The following is a 16,983-nucleotide window of genomic DNA, read 5'->3' on the forward strand; positions in this document are numbered from 1 at the left end:
GCCACGCCAACCCGGCCAGCCCACCGAACGCCCGCCCATGACGCCAGACGCACAGACTCCCGGCACCCACGCCCCGATCCGGCGCGGCTTCCTGCGCTATGCGCTGATGTTCCTCGCCGTGTCGCTGCCGTTCGTCGCCTATTACACCGCCACCGGCAAGGCGCTCGCCTTCATCGACATCGGCATCGACACCTTCAGCTACTTCTACCCGATCCAGGTCATCCAGGCCGAGCAGCTGCGCCAGTACGGCGAACTCACCTGGTCCTTCCGCCAGGGCCTCGGCGGCTACATCGGCGCCGCGGTGCTTCCCACCCACATCGCGTTGGCCTGGCTGCCCGACGCGTGGCAGCTCGCCGCGCGCATGCCGCTGTACATGCTCAAGCTGTTCCTGGCCGGCGCGTTCTTCTTCGCCTACCTGCGCAGGCTGCGCGTCGACCCGACCCTGGCCTCCATCGGCGCCCTGGCCTACGCCTTCGGCAACTACGCGGTGATCAACGAGCAGTGGGACGCGCTGTTCATCCTGCAGTTCTCGGCCTACCTGTACTTCCTGGAGAGCTACTTCCGCACCTCGCGCGGGTGGTTCGCGGTGGCGGCCGGGCTGGTGGTGTGCGCCGGGGGACCGTTCGAGCCCTACGTGTTCGCCCTGCTGACCCTGGTCTACCTCCCGGCACGCATGCTGCTGCTCGACACCCGCGACGATGCGCGGCCGCTGCTGCCGACCCTGCTGGCGTTCGCCGTGCTCGGGGCGCTGGGCGCCATGCTCATGGCCGTGGTCCAGGTGCCGAACATCCTGTTCCTGCTCGACAGCCCGAGGGTGAGCGGGGACCACGCGAAGTTCTCGACCCTGGCCGAGAAGCTGCTCTCGCTCAACAGCGCCAGGACGATCGGCGCCGAGCTCGCCGGGCTGTTCGGCAAGGACCTGCTGGGCACGGCGAATGCATACCGCGGCTACCAGAACTGGTTCGAGGGACCCGGCTTCTACGTCGGCATGCTGATGCTGGTCTGCGCCCCGCAGCTGCTGTCGCCCTCGGCCACCCGCCGCGAACGCTGGGGCCTGGTCGCCGGCGTGGTCCTGCTCGCGGCCTATTTCGCGTGGCCCGCCGTGCGCCACGCCGTGTACGGCTTCGGCCACACCGGGTTCCGGATCTCCACGCTCTGGGTCTCGGCAGGGATCGTGCTGGCGGGCGTGGCCGGGCTGCGGCGCGCCTGCCTGAGCGGCGTGTGGCGCCCGGGTGTCGCCATCGCCGCGGCCGCGATCGGATGCGCCCTGGTCGGCGCGGTCTGGCTGTCGCCCGGGCCGATCGCGAAGGGCTACCTGTGCCTGGTCCTCGCCTTCGCCGGGATGTACCTCGGGCTGCTGTGGATCCAGGCAGGCAAGCGGCCGGGGCCGGCGCTGGCCACCGTCCTGTGCGTCATGGTCGCGGCGGAGCTGCTGCTCGCGGCCGCGCCCGCGTTCGTCGACCGCAGGACAGTCGACACTGACGGGGTGGCGGCCAACGGCCGGCGCTACGACGACGGCACCGCCGAGGCCGTCGCCCTGGCCCGCGCGCACGGCGGCGAGGACGAGTTCTACCGGATCGAGAAGACCTTCAACTCGGTCTTCCTCAACGACGCCCTGGTGCAGGGCTACCACGGCACGAAGTCGTACTTCTTCCACGGCAAGTCGATCACCCGCTTCGTCGACTCGCTGCGGCTGCCCCGCCACCACCCGCGCGCGAACTACATCAGCACGATGACGGGCCGTCCCGCCATCCTCGACCTGCTCGGCGTGCGATACATCCTGTCCCGGGACATGAAACCGGCAAAGGACAAGGCCAACAGGCTGGTCGGCTCGGCCGGTGACATCCACGTCTTCCTCAATGGAAACGCACGGGGCGTGGCCCACCTGTACCGCAATGTAGTCGGAGAGTCGGTACTCGCGGACGTCCGCCCGAAGAAGCGCGACCAGGCCCTGTTGGACTGGCTCGTGGTCGAGGATCCGGATCCGATGTGGGCCACGCTGGCGGCGCTCGAATCGGCGCCCGCGACGCAGCCGACCCAGGACGCCGACCGCGTCCACGTGCGGCTGGTCGACGACCGGGCCCTGGACATCACCGTGCAGGCGACGCGCCCGGCCGCGCTGCTGGTGGCGATGCCGCACGACCGCGGCTGGAAGGCGCGGGTGGACGGCACCCCGGTCGCCACGACGCGGGCGCAGTACGGACTGACCGCGCTGCCGGTGCCGGCCGGCAGCAGCCTGGTGGAACTTCGCTACGAAGTGCCCGGCAGGCGCCTGGGCCAGGGGCTGTCGCTCGCGGCCCTGCTCGCGCTGCTGGCGCTGGCCGGCGGCCGCTGGTGGCTGCGCCGCAGGCGCTGACCCGGGACGCGGTGCCAGCGCACCGGCCGGGCGGCCAGCCGCCCCCCCCCCGCCCGAGGCGCCGGTCCTCAGCGGACTTCGGAGATCTCCACCCCGTCCAGTCCCTGGGCCAGGGTGCGGGCGTCGCCGCCCTGGGCGAGCTTGATCCTGAGCCGGACCTCGTTCTGCGAGTCGGCGTGGCGCAGGGCGTCCTCGTAGGAGATCTCGCCGGCCTGGTACAGCTCGAACAGCGCCTGGTCGAAGGTCTTCATACCGAGGTTGGTCGACTCCTTCATCACTTCCTTGAGCTTGTGGATCTCGCCCTCGCGGATGTAGTCCTGCACCAGCGGGGTGCCGAGCAGGATCTCCATCGCCACGCGCCGGCCCTTGCCGTCGGGGGTCGGGATCAGCTGCTGCGCGATCACCGCCTTGAGGTTGAGCGAGAGGTCCATCAACAGCTGGCTGCGGCGGTCCTCGGGGAAGAAGTTGATGATGCGGTCCATCGCCTGGTTGGCGTTGTTCGCATGCAGGGTGCACAGCACCAGGTGGCCGGTCTCCGCGAAGGCGATGGCGTGGTCCATGCCCTCGCGGGTGCGCACCTCGCCGATCATGATCACGTCCGGCGCCTGGCGCAGGGTGTTCTTCAGCGCGTTCTCCCAGCTGTCGGTGTCGATGCCGACCTCGCGCTGGGTGACGATGCAACCTTCGTGCTTGTGCACGAACTCGATCGGGTCCTCGATCGTGATGATGTGGCCGGTCGAGTTCTGGTTGCGGTAGCCGATCATCGCCGCCAGCGAGGTCGACTTGCCGGTGCCGGTGGCGCCGACGAAGATGATGATGCCGCGCTTGGTCATCGCCAGCGTCTTGATGATCGGCGGCAGGTTCAGCTCCTCGACCGTCGGGATCTTGGTCTCGATCCGGCGCAGCACCATGCCCACCTGGTTGCGCTGGTAGAAGCAGCTGACGCGGAAGCGGCCCACGCCCGAGACGCCGATGGCGAAGTTGCACTCGTGGGTCTTCTCGAACTCCTCGCGCTGCGGCGGGGTCATCACGTTCAGCACCAGGTCGCGCGACTGCTGCGGCGTGAGCGGGTTCTGGGTGATGGGCTGGATCTTGCCGTGGACCTTCATCGACGGCGGCATGCCCGCGGTGATGAACAGGTCCGAGGCCTTCTGGTGGGCCATCAGCTTGAGGAACGAGGTGAAGTCGATGCTGCTCATGGTGGCTCCTGCGTGGCCGGGGACCGGGAGCGGGCCGGTGGTCGTGGACGGGCGCCGCGCGCCTGCCCGATCCGGTTACCCCTCGCCCTCCCCGGCCGTGACTGGTCCCAAATCCGATCCCTGCCCGAGCGCCGGTCGCCCGGTCACTCGAACAGCCGCTTCTCCCGCGCGTATTCCCTGGCCTGCTGGCGCGTGACCAGGCCGCGCTTGACCAGGTCCTGCAGGTGCTGGTCGAGGGTCATCATGCCGTGCTGCTGGCCGGTCTGGATCGCCGAGTACATCTGCGCGACCTTGTCCTCGCGGATCAGGTTGCGGATGGCGGGGATGCCGACCATGATCTCCCAGGCCGCGGTGCGCCCGCCGCCGACCTTCTTCAGCAGCGCCTGCGAGATCACCGCGCGCAGCGACTCCGACAGCATCGAGCGCACCATCGGCTTCTCGCCGGCGGGGAACACGTCGATGATGCGGTCGATGGTCTTGGCCGCCGAGCTGGTGTGCAGGGTGCCGAACACCAGGTGGCCGGTCTCGGCCGCGGTCAGCGCCAGGCGGATGGTCTCGATGTCGCGCATCTCGCCGACCAGGATGTAGTCCGGGTCCTCGCGCAGCGCCGAACGCAGCGCCTCGCTGAAGCCGTGGGTGTCGCGGTGCACCTCGCGCTGGTTGATCAGGCACTTCTGCGAGGTGTGCACGAACTCGATCGGGTCCTCGACCGAGAGGATGTGCGCGTACTCGTTCTTGTTGATGTGGTCGAGCATCGCCGCCAGGGTGGTCGACTTGCCCGAGCCGGTCGGGCCGGTCACCAGGATCAGGCCCTGCGGCTGCTGGATCAGCTCGCGGAAGATGGGCGGGCAGCCCAGGTCCTCGAGGGTCAGCACCTCGGAGGGAATGGTGCGGAACACCGCCGCCGCGCCGCGGTTCTGGTTGAAGGCATTGACGCGGAAGCGCGCCAGGCCCGGGATCTCGAACGAGAAGTCGGTCTCGAGGAACTCCTCGTAGTCGCGGCGCTGCTTGTCCGACATGATGTCGTAGATCAGCGCATGCACCTGCTTGTGCTCGAGCGCCGGGATGTTGATCCGCCGCACGTCGCCGTCGACCCGGATCATCGGCGGCAGGCCCGCCGAGAGGTGGAGGTCGGACGCCTTGTTCTTGACCGAGAACGCCAACAGTTCGGCGATATCCATGCAAGTCCCCTGGCACTGCTGATGACGTGATGCGGCCGTGTCCCCGTCCCGCAGGCCACAGCCTAGCCCCGGCCGGCAGTATAGCCCCGTACCCGGATCACAATTCCAGACCTTTCAATCGGATATCGGGACTTGCCGATGCCGCCCCTGCAACGGGACCGGCAATGGACTGAACGTGGCGGGCGGCTGGCGGGGGCCATCGGGCCGCCGGCGGGGAAGCGGCCGCCGCGCTCGGGCGCCGCGACCCGTCGCCGGCCCCGGAAGCGGGCCGGGTGCGGCCACGCGCACCGGTCGCGTTGCCCCATGCGCGTCCCGACGCGGTAGGGTGTTGGCCCCGTCCACGACACCTCCCGCCAATGCCCAGCCCCGCTTCGCCCGAGTCCCTTCCGACGGTCGTCTTCATCGGTGGCGGCAACATGGCCCGCAGCCTGGTCGGCGGACTGCTCGCCGGCGGTGCGGATCCATCCGCGATCCGCGTCGCCGACCCCAACGCCGACGCCCGTGCCGCGCTGGCCTCGTCCTTCGGCGTGCCCACCTTCGCGAGCGCCGCGGAGGCCGTCGAAGGCGCCGCGACCTGGGTGTTCGCGGTCAAGCCGCAGGTGATGCGCGCCGTCTGCACGGACCTGGCCGCGACGGCGCAGCAGGCGCGGCCGCTGGTGGTGTCGATCGCCGCCGGCATCACCTCGGCCCAGATCCAGCGCTGGCTCGGCGCGGAGTTCGCGGTCGTGCGCGCCATGCCCAACACGCCCGCCCTGCTCGGCGCAGGGGTCACGGGCCTGTACGCCAATCCGCGCGTGGACGACGACGGCCGCGCGCGCGCCGCGCGCCTGCTCGCGAGCGCGGGCGCGACGGTGTGGATCGACGACGAATCGCTGATGGACGCGGTCACCGGCACCTCCGGCAGCGGTCCGGCCTACGTGTTCCTGCTGGCCGAGGCGATGGAGGAGGCCGCCATCGCCGAGGGCCTGTCCGCGAACGCGGCGCGCACCCTGGTCCGGCACACGATCCTGGGCGCGGCGCGGATGCTGGTCGAATCCGGCGAGCCGCCCACCGAGCTCCGGCGCCGCGTCACCTCGCCCGGCGGCACCACCCAGGCCGCGATCGAGGCCTTCGAGGCCGGCGACCTGCGCGGACTGGTCGCGCGCGCGATCCGCGCGGCGACCCGCCGCGGGGGCGAACTCTCCGCGGCCAATGACTGAGCGCGCGCGCCGCATGCGCATCCTCGCCGCGGCGGCGACGGCCGGGCTGCTGGCCGCCTGCGGCGGCGATCCCGCGTCGCGCGCCGACCTCGCGGCCGCGGCGCAGGCCGCGCGCCAGCCGGCCGAACTGGCCATCGGCGAGTTCACGGTCCGCGCGAGCCTGGCGCCCACTGCGTCGCTGGGGCCCGGCATCGCCCGCCATTACGGGGTGGAACCGGGCCGCGACGTGCACCTGTTGCTGGTGGGCGTGCGCCGCGGGCCGCTGCACGACGAGGCGTCGGTGCCGGCGCAGGTCAGCGCACGCGCCCGCGACCTGCGCGGCGTCTGGCAGGACGTGCCGCTGCGCGAGGTGCGCAGCGAGGGCTTCATCGACTACGTCGGCACCGCGCGCGTGCCGCCGCCCGACACGCTGGCCTTCGAGGTCACCGTGCATCCCGAGGGCGCGCCGGCGCCGGGAGTGCTGCGCTTCAGCCGCGACCTCCTGCCGCCCTGAGCGGTGCGCGGCTCAGCCGCGCGCGCGGCGATGCGCCCAGTCGCGCACGACCTGCGCGATCCGGGCCAGTCCGTCGGTCAGCGCCGCGGGCCCGGGCTGCAGGATCAGCGGCGACTTCACCTCGTGCAGCTCGCCGTCGCGTACCGCCGGGATCGCGTCCCAGCCCGGCCGCGCGGCCACCTGCTCCGGACGGAAGCGCTTGCCGCACCACGAGCCGAGGATGATGTCCGGCGCGCGCTCGACCACCGCCTCGCCGCTGGCCAGGATCCGTCCCTTCGCCAGCGGCTCGGCCGCGCGTTCCGGGAACACGTCGTCGCCGCCTGCGATCGCGACCAGCTCCGACACCCAGCGGATGCCGGTGATCATCGGCGCGTCCCATTCCTCGAAGTACACCTTCGGCCGCGCCGGCAGCCGCGCCGATGCCGCCCGGGTCGCGTCCAGGCCGCGCGCGAGTCCGGCGGCGTAGGCCTCGGCGCGCGCCGCCGCGCCCACCAGCGCGCCCAGCCTGCGCACGTAGTCGAGGATGCCCTCGACGCTGCGATGGTTGCTGATCCACACCTCGATGCCGCGCCGTACCAGTTCGGCGGCGATGTCGGCCTGGATGTCGGAGAAGCCCACCACGAAATCCGGCCGCAGGGCGAGGATCGCGTCGATCTTCGCGCTGGTGAACGCGCTGACCTTCGGCTTCTCGCGCCGCGCGCGCGGCGGACGGACGGTGAAGCCGCTGATGCCGACGATCCGGTCCTGCTCGCCGAGCGCGTACAGGACCTCGGTCGGCTCCTCGGTGAGGCAGACGATGCGGCGCGGCCCCGTGCTCATGCGACGCGCTTGCGGAAGTACACGACGCGCTCGGTTTCCTCGAAGCCGCAGCACCGGTGCGCGGCCTGCGACGCGAGGTTGTCCAGCAGCGCGTCGGAGGCCAGCTCGGCGCAGCCGCGGGAGCGGGTCCAGTCCCCGATGCCCTGCACCAGCGCGCGGCCGACGCCGCGGCCGCGCCAGTCGGGCTCCACGTACCAGGCCTCCAGGAACCCCACCGGGGAGGTGGTCGTGCCGTTGACGTAATCGGTGCGCAGGCGGGCTTCCGCGAAACCCACCGCCTCGTCGCCGACCAGCGCAAGCAGCACGCAGGCCGCGTCCGCCGGCGCCAGCGCAGCGCTCAGTTCCTCCATGCCATCGACGCCGGGCTCGCCCGGCCACAGCGCCTGCCGCATCCGTCCCCAGGGGCCGGCATCGTCGGGCAGGCGCGCCGGCCGGAGACGGAATGCGGGCACCGGCGTCACGGATACAGCATCCGCTTGCTGCACTGGCCGGTGCAGTCGAATTCGTACAGCCAGCGCTCGTGCAGCCGGTACTCGGCGCCATACCAGAACTCGATGCGGTCCGGGCGCACGCGCAGCCCGGTCCAGCGCGGCGGGCGCGGTACCTCGCGGCCCTCGAACTCGCGGTCGACCTCGGCCAGGCGCTGTTCGAAGGTCTCGCGCGATTCCAGCGTCTCGGACTGGCGCGAGGCCCAGGCGCCGAGCTGGCTGACCCGCGGCCGGGTGGCGAAGTACGCGTCGGCCTCGGCCTCGTCGACGATCTCGACCGGACCCTCGATCCGCACCTGCACCCCGTTGCGCACGCGCGGCCAGTGGAACAGCAGCGCGGCGTACGGATTGACCTGCAGTTCCTGGCCCTTGCGTCCGTCCAGGTGGGTGTAGAACACGAAGCCGCGCGCGTCGTGCGCCTTGAGCAGCACGATGCGCGCCGACGGCCGTCCGTCGCGCGTGGCCGTGGCCAGCGTCATCGCGGTGGGGTCGGGCTCGCCGGCGGCGCGCGCCTCGGCGAACAGGGCATCGAAGGTGGCCAGGGCCTCGGCCTGGAGATCGGCGCAGTCCATTGGGCTATTGTGGCCCGATGGCCACGAATGCGCATGCCGCTGCGCCGCATGGGTTCGACGCCGCCCTGGTGACGCGGCTGCTCGACGACGCGCACGCCGCCGGTGCGCGCGTGTACGGCATTTCCGGGCTCCAGGGCAGCGGCAAGTCCACCCTTGCGGCGCAGCTGGCCGCGGCCGCGGCGGCGCGCGGGCGGCGCACGGTCGCCGTGTCTCTGGACGACTTCTATCTCGACGCCCCGCAGCGCGCGGCGCTGGCGCGCGAGGTCCACCCCCTGCTCGCCACCCGCGGTCCGCCGGGGACACACGACGTCGCCCTGGCCTGCGAGGTCCTCGATGCCCTGCGCGAACGCCGGCCGGTGCGCGTCCCGCGCTTCGACAAGCTGTCCGACCGCCGCCTGCCGGTCGCGGACTGGCCGCAGGTCGATGCGGCCGACCTGGTCGTGTTCGAGGGCTGGTGCCTGGGCGCCACGGCCGAGGACGCGTCCGCGCTCGACGCCCCGCTCAACCGGCTCGAGCGCGACGAGGACGCCGACGGCCGCTGGCGCCGCCACTGCAATGCCGCCCTGGCGCGCGACTATCCCGCGCTGTGGCGGCGGATCGACCGGCTGCTGTTCCTGCAGCCACCGGGGTTCGAGGTGGTGCCGGAGTGGCGCTGGCAACAGGAGCAGGCGCTGCGCGCGTCGGACCCGGGCGCGCGCGGCATGGACCGGGACGCGCTCGCGCGCTTCGTGCAACACTACGAACGCGTCAGCCGCCAGGCGCTGCGCGTGCTTCCGGCGCGCGCGGACGTGGTCGTGGAGCTCGACCGCGCACGCCGTCCGGTCGCGCTGCGCCTGCGCCACGACCGCTGAACCGCGCGCCCGCTACTGGACCTGGTCGCTGATGTCCTCGCTGCGCCAGGGTTCGGGCATCTCGCGCTGCGGGCACAGCCGCGCCGCATGCTCCCAGCCGCTGTCGGAGCGGAACGAGAACGAGGTGCGGTCGGGGATTTCATAGTCCGCCACCTCCAGGCCGGTGCCGCCGTGGTCGCCGCAGCGCTGGTGCACCCGGTAGCGGTTCGCGCCGGTGCGCTCGATGCGTTCGTACAGGCAGAACGAGGTCACCCAGCGCATCCCGGCGCGGTTGACGAGGTGCACGCCGGCGGACGTGGCGTCGTCGCACGGCTCGTCGGTGCGGACGTAGTAGCCGAAGTCCAGCGGCAGGGCGTCGATGACCTCGGGCGTGGCCGCCGGCGGCGTGGGCGCCGGGCCGGCCGCCGCATCGGGTTGGCAGCCCAGGAGCAGCAGCAGGGCGAGTGGTGCAAGGGTGGCTGCAAGTGCCTGTTTCATCGGTCTGCTCCCGTCGCCTCGCCGATCACGCCGGCCGTCCGGCCGGCGCCGACGCCAGCGCCCGGTAGGACTCGTCGATCACCTTCAGGCTGTTGCGCACCTTCCAGTGCACCCAGCCCGCGACCGCCATCATCGGGACCCCGAGGATCGCACCGATGATGGTGACGGTCAGGATGCCGCCGATGACCAGGAAGGCGAGCGAGCCGATCCTGGCCGGCTGCAGGCGCTGCACCAGCTCCTGTCGGCGCGACTCCAGCACGACCGGGTTGCCGGTGCCGGCCTGGGTGATGAATCCGGTGACGTATTCGGGGGTCAGGTTGAGCATGGCGTGCCTCGCGTCGGTTCATGGGGGCCGGCCCGTGTGCGGGCGCGGAGGGAAAGCGCGTTCAGTCCTTGCGCCGGTAGCGGGTCCCGACCGGTCCGGACAGGGTGTCGTCGTCGACCCGGGTGAGCAGCAGCGCCGCGTCGTTGTCCCGCGACAGCCGGACCCGGATCCGGTCGCCGTCGATCTCGTAGGTCAGTTCGCGTTCGACGCCCGCCACCGGGCTGGACATCACCACCCGGCCGTCGGGATGGAAGGTGAGCGCGCTCATGCCGAGCTCGTCCTCGAACGTGCCCCTGAAGCCGCCGCCGCAGGCGGACAGCAGCAGGGCGAGCAGCGCCATCGTCGTGCCGGTCCTCATCGCCTCATCCTCCATTGCCGTCGAACCGCAGCTCGCCCAGCACGACGGGCTGGCCGTGGCGGTCGCTGGTGATCGTGTAGCCGAGCAGCGTGGCCGACAGTGCGGAACCATCGCTGCGCCGGCTGATGCCGGTGATGCGCATGCGCGCATCGAGGACGACGTTGCGCAGGCCGCCGTTCCTGTCGAGCACGTCCCGGGCGGTCGCGGCGTCGAGCGGCCAGAAGTTCAGCTCGCCCTGGTTGTCGACGCGCACCGAGACGCGTTCGGGATGCGCCCGGTCGACCGGATAGGCAGTGAACGTCAGGACGCTGCCGGGCGTGAACGCGGTCAGGTAGTAGCCGCCGCGGCCGCCGTCGTATTCGCTCAACGCCGCGCGCACGTTCAGGCGCAGCAGGCCCACGCCTTCGGTGCCGTCGTACACCGCACGCAGCCGCTCTTCCTCGGCGCGCAGCACGTCGGCGCGCTCGAACTCGTTGGCCATGCGCACGCCGGGCTGCGCCGCGGCCCATTCGGCGAACGGCGGCTGCCGTCCTTCGAGCCGGTAGGCCAGCATGACCATCTGCAGGTCTTCCGGATGCGCCAGTTCGTGCCGTCCGGCCACGCCGCCGGTGGCGGTCGCGGCGCCGGCGCCCGCCGTCGAGGGTCCCGGCGCAGCCGCGACCCCGCCGGGTGCGGCCGGCTGCGGTCCTGCCGCCTGGCCAGGCACGGCGCCACCACCGGCCGGCGCCGTGGATGCGGGCGCATCGCCGCCGCCGCAGGCGGCCAGGACCAGCGCCAGCGGCACGGTCAGCAGCCGGGCGCGCCCCGTCCCGCGCTCACAGCCGCACATCGCGCGCCTCCGCCGCCTGCACTTCCGCCTCGCGCCGCGCCTGGCCGAGTCGCCGCAGTTCGTCCTGCATCGCCTCGACATGGGCGTAGAGGCTGCCCTGGTGCAGCATGGCCGTGCCCACCTCCATCGCCAGCGCCGGGTTCCGGCCGCTCAGCGCGATCCAGGCCTGGATGCTCAGTCCGCACCCGTCGGACCACTTGGCCCCGGTGGCATTGGGATGCGCGTTCACCGCGCCCCGGCAGCGGTGGAACAGCGGGTTGGCCGTTGCCATCGGATGGCCCGCATGGTCGCGCACCCACTCGAGCCTGCGGTGCCCGGCCGAATGCCCGCGCGGCTTGTCCGATTCCTCGGTCCATTGCGGCTCGCCGTACTTGGCGACCAGCGCATCGAGCAGCGCCTGCACCGGCGGCATGGCGCCTTCGCGGAAGTGCTGCGCGCGGCGGATGAGGTGGGCGGTCTCGGCGCCGGGCGCGCCGGGCGTGGCCACGGTGACCACCTCGTCCACGTGCAGCCACTTCAACCCGCCCTCGCACTCGTGCCATTCGCGGCGGAAGTCGCAGGGCCGGTGTTCGCCCTTGCGCACGGTGAAGGTCTGGGTGCCGAGTTCCACGCCGTGGGTGTCGAGGCGGTCGAGCCAGCGGTTGGCGTTGCTGACCTCCGCGTCCGTGCCGAGCGCACAGCGCGCGGTGGCCAGGGCCTCGTCCGCGGTCATGCCCAGGCGCAGCCCGATGATGTCCGGTCCGGGCAGTCCTTCGCGGACGGGTGCCGGGCAGCGCAGGTCGCCTGTCGCGACCGGTTCGGGTCCGGCCGCCGTCTCCGGCGCCGCGGCCGGCTGTGCACCGGCGGGCTGTCCACCCGCCCCCTCACCGCGGCAGCCCGCCAGCGCGAGTATCCCGGCGACGGCCATGGCGCAGGCCCGGTGTGCGTGCATCGCGTGTCCTCCCTTGCCCGTCCCCGCCCGCATCCTGGCCACCGCCGGGGACCGTGTCCTCACTGCGGCTTCAAGGAACCTTCAAGCCGTGCATCGCGGGGGCGCCGGCGGGCACGGGGAGGGCTTCCCGGTCGCCGCGCGCGGCTATGATCCGGGCATGTCCCAGGCCCTTCCGCCGCCCGACGACCGGGTCTACCGCTGGCGCTTCGGCGCGGTGGAATTCGACGAGGCGCGCCACGAACTGCGGGTCTCGGGCCTGCCGGTGGAGGTCGAGCACAAGCCGCTGCAGGTGCTGGCCCTGCTGCTGCGCCACGTCGGCGAGGTGGTGACCAAGGAGGAACTGTTCGAGACGGTCTGGGCCGGCCGGGTCACCGTGGACCACGTGCTCGCCACCGCGATCGGCAAGCTGCGCAAGGCCCTGGATGCCGGCGGCGAATCCCGGATCGTCACCGTGCCGCGGATCGGTTACCGCTTCGAGGGGCCGGTTGAACGCATCGCCGTCGGCCACCGCCCCAGCGCCGAGCTGACGTTCGAGCCGGGCCAGCCGGTCCCCGGCCGCGAGCACTTCCTGCTCGAACGCCCGCTCGGCCAGACCCTGGGCAGCGAGGTCTGGCTGGCGCGCCAGCCGCGCAGCCGCGAGGCGCGGGTGTTCAAGTTCGCCCGCGGCGGCGAACGGCTCTCGGCGATCAAGCGCGAAGCCACCCTGATGCGGGTGCTGCGCGACACCCTGGGCGAACGCGACGACTTCGTGCGGGTGCTGGACTGGAACTTCGAGACCGAGCCCTGCTTCCTGGAATGCGAGTACGGCGGCGAGTCGCTCCCGGAGTGGGCCGGGGCGCACGGGGAGTTCGCCGGCTGGAACCAGGCGCAGCGGCTGGACTTCTTCCTCCAGGTCGCCGTCGCGGTCGACGCGGCCCACGGCGTGGGCGTGCTGCACAAGGACATCAAGCCGGCCAACATCCTGGTCCGGCCGCGGCGCGACGGCGGCTGGCAGGCCTGCCTCACCGACTTCGGCAGCAGCCGCCTGCTGCAGCCCGGGCGCCTGGCCGAGCTGGGGATCACCGGCCTCGGCCTGACCGTGACCCGGCCCGACGCCGGCAGCAGCGGCGGAACCCCGCTGTACCTGGCGCCGGAGCTGGTGGCCGGCCAGCCGCCGACCGTGCGCAGCGACCTGTATGCGCTCGGCGTGCTGCTCTACCAGCTGCTGGTGGGCGACCTGCGCCGGCCGATGGCTCCGGGCTGGGAGCGCGACATCGACGACCCGCTGCTGGTCGAGGACATCTCCCGCGCGACCGACGGCGATCCCGCGCGGCGCCTGGGCAGCGTGGCCGGACTGGCCGAACGGCTGGCATCGCTGCCACGGCGGCGCGAGGAGGCGCGGCAGCGCGCGGACACCGCGCGCAGTGCCGAGCAGGCGCAACGGGCGCTGGAGCAGGCGCGCGCGCGGCGACCGTGGATCGCGGCCACCATCGCCATGCTCAGCATCGGCCTGGTCGCCAGTTCGCTGCTCTGGTACCGCAGCGAACGCCTGCGCGAAGCCGCGGCGATGCAGGCGGCGCGCGCCGAGGCGGTGGCGGCCTTCCTGAGCGACGACCTGCTCGGCGCGCTCAGCCCCGGCGGCAGCGGATACGAACGCGACCCCACCGTGCGCGAGGTGCTCGAACTCGCCTCCAGCCAGGTGGCCGAACGCTTCCCCGACGACCCGGCCACCCGCGGCGGCGTGCATGCCGCGCTGGGCCAGGCCTGGCGCACGCTCGGCGACCGCGAGCGCAGCGTGGCCCACCTGCGCGAGGCCGAACGCGACTACGCGCGCGCCTTCGGCCCCGCCGACCCGCTGACCCTGCGTACCCGCTACGCCCTCGTGCGCACGCTCGCCTACTCCAACACCGCCGCCCACATCACCGAGGCCGGCGCGCTGCTCGACGCCACCGACGCCATGCTCGGCACGGGCCTGCACGGCGACGACGACCTGGCGCTGGACGCCGCCTACGCCCGCGGTGTGTTCCATTTCCAGCAGCTGCAGATCGAACCGGCCATGCAGGCCTACCGTCGCGCCGACCGCCTGCAGCGCCTGCTGCGCCCGGACGACGCCCTGATGGCGGCCACGATCCGCGAGAACCTCGCCGACGGGACCCTGCGCCAGGGCGACCTCGCCGGCGCGGTCGCGCAGCTGCGGGCGATGCTCGCCGACCCGCTGTTCGACGCGCGCCGGATCGGCGAGAGCAAGGCCGCCGGCCACCGCATCATGCTGGCGCGCGCGCTGCGCAACCTCGGCCGCTACGACGAGGCGCTGCCGCTGGCCGAAGCCGCCGCGGCCGCGACCGGGCGCATCCTGGGCCCCGACGACTACACCACCCTGGTCCAGCTCTCCACCGTGGCCAGCATCCACGACTACGCCGGGCGCTGCGGGCAGGCGCTGGAAATCGCCCGCGTGGTGCGCGCACGCATGGCCGCGCGCTACGGCGAAGAGCGGCAGGCGACGCTGATCGAGACCGGCAACCTCGGCTTCAAGGAGTACGACTGCGGCGACCGCGAAGCCGGCCTGGACTACCTGCGCCAGGCCGAACGCGGGCTGCGCGAACGCTTCGGCGCCGACAACGTGGCCGCGCACAGCTTCCGTTACGCCCTGGCCCGCGCGCTCGCCGACGAGGGCCGGCACGAAGAAGGGCTGCGGATGGTGGACGGCCTGAGCGTGGAGGCGCTGACCGCCGGCGACTCCACGCCGGGATGGGAACAGCGCCTGCGCGCGCTCAGGGGCCGGCTGCTGCTGCAGGCCGGCGAGGCCGCGGCCGGACGCGCGCTGCTCGCCGAAGCGCTGCCGGCGCTGCGGGCGCTCGGCAGCGAGGATCCGGCAGACATCGACCGCCTGCAGGCGCTTTTGGCTGCGGCGGACGGGGCCGCCGACTGACCGCGCTCAGTCGACCACGAAGGTCACGCGCATGTTCACCCGCCACTCGGTGATCGCGCCGTCGGGCGAGGTGACCACCTTGGTCTCGTTGATCCACGCGCCCTGGATGTTCTTGATCGTCTCGGCGGCCTTGGCCAGTCCGCTGCGGACGGCGTCCTCCACGCTGGTGGACGAGGAGGCATTGAGTTCGATGATCTTGGCGACGGCCATGGACGTGCTCCGGTTGCGCGACGCAACGGTCGCGGGTGCAACAGGTTGCGCCGGCGTCCGTTAAGGCGGCGGCCACGGGCCGTGGACTGCTACGATTCGGCCGATGAATCCCGCCCCGAACATCGTGCTGGTCGGACCGATGGGTGCCGGCAAGTCGTCGATCGGCCGCCGCCTCGCCGGCCGTTTCGGCCTCGGCTTCGCCGATACCGACAACGAGATCGAGGCGCGCACCGGCGCCAGGATCCCGATGATCTTCGAGTGCGAGGGCGAAACCGGCTTCCGCGCGCGCGAGGCCGCGGTGCTGGCCGACCTGCTGCGGCGAGAAGGTCTGGTGCTCGCGACCGGCGGCGGCGCGGTGCTCGATCCGCGCAACCGTGCGCTGATGCGCGAGCGCGGCTTCGTGGTCCACCTCCAGGTGAGCCTGGAGCGCCAGCTCGAACGCCTGGCGCGCGACCGCAGCCGGCCGCTGATCGCGGGCGACGATCGCCGCCAGGTGCTCGAACGCCTGTCGGCCGAGCGCGCGCCGCTGTACGCCGAAATCGCCGACCTCGCCTTCGACACCGACCACCTCATCCCGCCGCAGGCCGCGACGCGTATCGCCCAGCTGCTCGAACGGCGCTGGACGCGCACCACGGCGGCCGCCGCCCAGGACCCCACCGCATGACCCAGCACCGCACCGTCGACGTCGGCGGCTCCCATCTCTACCGGATCACGATCGGCCCCGGCCTGCTCGACGACGGCGCGCTGCTCGCCGCCACGCTGCGCGGCGACGCCTTCGTCGTCAGCGACGACGCGGTCGCCCCGCTCTACCTGCAGCGCGTGCTCGACGCCCTGTCCGCGGCGCGGCCCGGCCTGCGCATCGGCCACTGGACCATGCCCGCGGGCGAAGGCTCCAAGACGCTGGCCACGTTCGGCCAGGCGATCGACGCGATCGCCAGCGCCGGCATGCGCCGCGACGCCACCGTGTATGCGCTCGGCGGCGGCGTGGTCGGCGACCTCGCCGGGTTCGCGGCCGCGGCCTGGATGCGCGGCGTGGACTGCGTGCAGCTGCCGACCACGCTGCTGGCGATGGTCGATTCCTCGGTCGGCGGCAAGACCGCGGTCGACCTGCCGCAGGGCAAGAACCTGGTCGGCGCCTTCCATCCGCCGCGCGCGGTGCTCGCCGACACCGCCGCCCTGCGCACCCTTCCCGCCCGCGAACTGCGCGCGGGCCTGGCCGAGGTGGTCAAGTACGGCGCGATCGTCGATGCCCCGTTCCTCGACTGGCTCGAGGCGAACGCCGACGCCCTGCTGGCCGGCGACGACGCCGCGCTGGCCGAGGCGATCGCGCGCAGCTGCGCGCACAAGGCCGCGATCGTCGAGCGCGACCCCTACGAGCACGGCGACCGTGCCCTGCTCAATTTCGGCCACACCTTCGGCCACGCGATCGAGACCAGCCAGGGCTACGGCGGGCTGATCCACGGCGAGGCGGTGGCGGTGGGCATGGTTCAGGCCGCGCTGCTGTCCGAGCGCCTGGGCCTGTCGTCCGCGGCCGACACCGCGCGCCTGCGCGGCCTGCTGCGGCGCTTCGGCCTTCCGGTGGAGCCGCCGCCCGGGCTGGATCCCGACACCCTGCTGGCGCACATGCGCCTGGACAAGAAGGCCCAGTCCGGCGGGCTGCGCTTCATTGTCTGGGACGGGGCAGGGCGCGCCCGGGTCCTGGCCGGCGTGCCTGAATCCGAGGTCCGCGCGGTACTGGCGGGCTGACCGCCATCCCCGGCAGCGCGCGGCCGGGCCGGTACAATGGC

18 protein-coding genes are annotated in these 16,983 nt (G+C 72.7%); 7 read left to right on the forward strand and 11 right to left on the reverse strand.

The window, feature by feature from the left end; all coding sequences use genetic code 11:
- Nucleotides 1-37: 37 nt before the first annotated feature.
- Nucleotides 38-2,356 (forward strand): YfhO family protein, encoded by a 2,319-nt coding sequence (locus LUTJ29_RS0112245; RefSeq protein ID WP_084524863.1) that lies wholly within the window; start codon nucleotides 38-40, stop codon nucleotides 2,354-2,356.
- A 68-nt stretch (nucleotides 2,357-2,424) separates the two neighbouring features.
- Here LUTJ29_RS0112245 and LUTJ29_RS0112250 read toward each other — a convergent pair whose 3' ends face one another.
- Complete coding sequence (locus LUTJ29_RS0112250; protein ID WP_027072766.1) at nucleotides 2,425-3,555, reverse strand: PilT/PilU family type 4a pilus ATPase; 1,131 nt, start codon at nucleotides 3,553-3,555, stop codon at nucleotides 2,425-2,427.
- A gap of 143 nt (nucleotides 3,556-3,698) precedes the next feature.
- The gene (locus LUTJ29_RS0112255; protein WP_027072767.1) at nucleotides 3,699-4,736 is read right to left on the reverse strand and encodes a type IV pilus twitching motility protein PilT; all 1,038 of its coding nucleotides are present in this window, start codon (nucleotides 4,734-4,736) and stop codon (nucleotides 3,699-3,701) included.
- A 356-nt stretch (nucleotides 4,737-5,092) separates the two neighbouring features.
- Here LUTJ29_RS0112255 and proC point away from each other — a divergent pair, with 356 nt between their 5' ends.
- Nucleotides 5,093-5,935 (forward strand): pyrroline-5-carboxylate reductase, encoded by an 843-nt coding sequence (proC, locus tag LUTJ29_RS0112260; RefSeq protein WP_027072768.1) that lies wholly within the window; start codon nucleotides 5,093-5,095, stop codon nucleotides 5,933-5,935.
- 13 nt (nucleotides 5,936-5,948) lie between these two features.
- Complete coding sequence (locus LUTJ29_RS17345; protein WP_051322986.1) at nucleotides 5,949-6,428, forward strand: DUF4426 domain-containing protein; 480 nt, start codon at nucleotides 5,949-5,951, stop codon at nucleotides 6,426-6,428.
- A gap of 12 nt (nucleotides 6,429-6,440) precedes the next feature.
- Here LUTJ29_RS17345 and LUTJ29_RS0112270 read toward each other — a convergent pair whose 3' ends face one another.
- From LUTJ29_RS0112270 to pdxH, 3 genes are all read right to left on the reverse strand, one after another.
- A complete protein-coding gene (locus LUTJ29_RS0112270) occupies nucleotides 6,441-7,247 on the reverse strand; it encodes a cobalamin-binding protein (protein WP_027072769.1) in 807 nt (268 codons plus the stop codon).
- Nucleotides 7,244-7,639, reverse strand: coding sequence for an aminoglycoside 6'-N-acetyltransferase (gene aac(6') / locus LUTJ29_RS0112275; RefSeq protein ID WP_051322987.1), 396 nt, complete (start codon nucleotides 7,637-7,639; stop codon nucleotides 7,244-7,246). Before aac(6') ends, LUTJ29_RS0112270 begins: the two co-directional genes overlap by 4 nt.
- Before the next feature lie 65 nt (nucleotides 7,640-7,704).
- On the reverse strand, nucleotides 7,705-8,307 hold the full coding sequence (gene pdxH, locus LUTJ29_RS0112280) for a pyridoxamine 5'-phosphate oxidase (protein WP_027072771.1): 603 nt from the start codon (nucleotides 8,305-8,307) through the stop codon (nucleotides 7,705-7,707).
- 17 nt (nucleotides 8,308-8,324) lie between these two features.
- Here pdxH and LUTJ29_RS0112285 point away from each other — a divergent pair, with 17 nt between their 5' ends.
- Nucleotides 8,325-9,158, forward strand: coding sequence for a kinase (locus tag LUTJ29_RS0112285; protein ID WP_027072772.1), 834 nt, complete (start codon nucleotides 8,325-8,327; stop codon nucleotides 9,156-9,158).
- A gap of 12 nt (nucleotides 9,159-9,170) precedes the next feature.
- Here LUTJ29_RS0112285 and LUTJ29_RS17350 read toward each other — a convergent pair whose 3' ends face one another.
- The 5 genes from LUTJ29_RS17350 to LUTJ29_RS18855 all read right to left on the reverse strand — a co-directional run bounded on the left by LUTJ29_RS17350 (nucleotide 9,171) and on the right by LUTJ29_RS18855 (nucleotide 11,859).
- Nucleotides 9,171-9,635 carry a hypothetical protein gene (locus tag LUTJ29_RS17350; RefSeq protein WP_084524864.1) on the reverse strand — a complete coding sequence of 155 codons (465 nt, stop codon included), beginning with the start codon at nucleotides 9,633-9,635 and terminating at the stop codon, nucleotides 9,171-9,173.
- Between the two features lie 25 nt (nucleotides 9,636-9,660).
- A complete protein-coding gene (locus tag LUTJ29_RS0112295) occupies nucleotides 9,661-9,960 on the reverse strand; it encodes a hypothetical protein (RefSeq protein WP_027072773.1) in 300 nt (99 codons plus the stop codon).
- Nucleotides 9,961-10,021: 61 nt separating this feature from the next.
- Entirely contained in the window at nucleotides 10,022-10,318 is a 297-nt protein-coding gene (locus LUTJ29_RS0112300) for a hypothetical protein (protein WP_144774150.1), read from the reverse strand.
- A gap of 4 nt (nucleotides 10,319-10,322) precedes the next feature.
- Nucleotides 10,323-11,147 carry a hypothetical protein gene (locus LUTJ29_RS0112305; RefSeq protein ID WP_027072775.1) on the reverse strand — a complete coding sequence of 275 codons (825 nt, stop codon included), beginning with the start codon at nucleotides 11,145-11,147 and terminating at the stop codon, nucleotides 10,323-10,325.
- Nucleotides 11,134-11,859 carry a hypothetical protein gene (locus LUTJ29_RS18855; protein ID WP_084524865.1) on the reverse strand — a complete coding sequence of 242 codons (726 nt, stop codon included), beginning with the start codon at nucleotides 11,857-11,859 and terminating at the stop codon, nucleotides 11,134-11,136. Before LUTJ29_RS18855 ends, LUTJ29_RS0112305 begins: the two co-directional genes overlap by 14 nt.
- Nucleotides 11,860-12,235: 376 nt before the next feature.
- On the opposite strand from LUTJ29_RS18855, the gene LUTJ29_RS0112315 reads away from it, so the two are divergent.
- On the forward strand, nucleotides 12,236-14,986 hold the full coding sequence (locus tag LUTJ29_RS0112315; protein ID WP_027072777.1) for a winged helix-turn-helix domain-containing protein: 2,751 nt from the start codon (nucleotides 12,236-12,238) through the stop codon (nucleotides 14,984-14,986).
- 6 nt (nucleotides 14,987-14,992) lie between these two features.
- Here the strand turns inward: LUTJ29_RS0112315 and LUTJ29_RS0112320 are convergent, their stop codons facing one another.
- Nucleotides 14,993-15,196: a dodecin family protein gene (locus tag LUTJ29_RS0112320; protein ID WP_027072778.1), complete on the reverse strand. Its 204-nt coding sequence runs from the start codon at nucleotides 15,194-15,196 to the stop codon at nucleotides 14,993-14,995.
- 103 nt (nucleotides 15,197-15,299) lie between these two features.
- On the opposite strand from LUTJ29_RS0112320, the gene LUTJ29_RS0112325 reads away from it, so the two are divergent.
- A complete protein-coding gene (locus LUTJ29_RS0112325) occupies nucleotides 15,300-15,860 on the forward strand; it encodes a shikimate kinase (RefSeq protein ID WP_027072779.1) in 561 nt (186 codons plus the stop codon).
- Nucleotides 15,857-16,942, forward strand: coding sequence for a 3-dehydroquinate synthase (aroB, locus tag LUTJ29_RS0112330; RefSeq protein ID WP_027072780.1), 1,086 nt, complete (start codon nucleotides 15,857-15,859; stop codon nucleotides 16,940-16,942). The genes LUTJ29_RS0112325 and aroB overlap by 4 nt, the downstream gene beginning before the upstream one ends.
- Nucleotides 16,943-16,983 lie beyond the last annotated feature (41 nt).

It is taken from the genome of Luteimonas sp. J29 (assembly GCF_000472505.1).
Classification (GTDB): Bacteria; Pseudomonadota; Gammaproteobacteria; order Xanthomonadales; family Xanthomonadaceae; genus Luteimonas.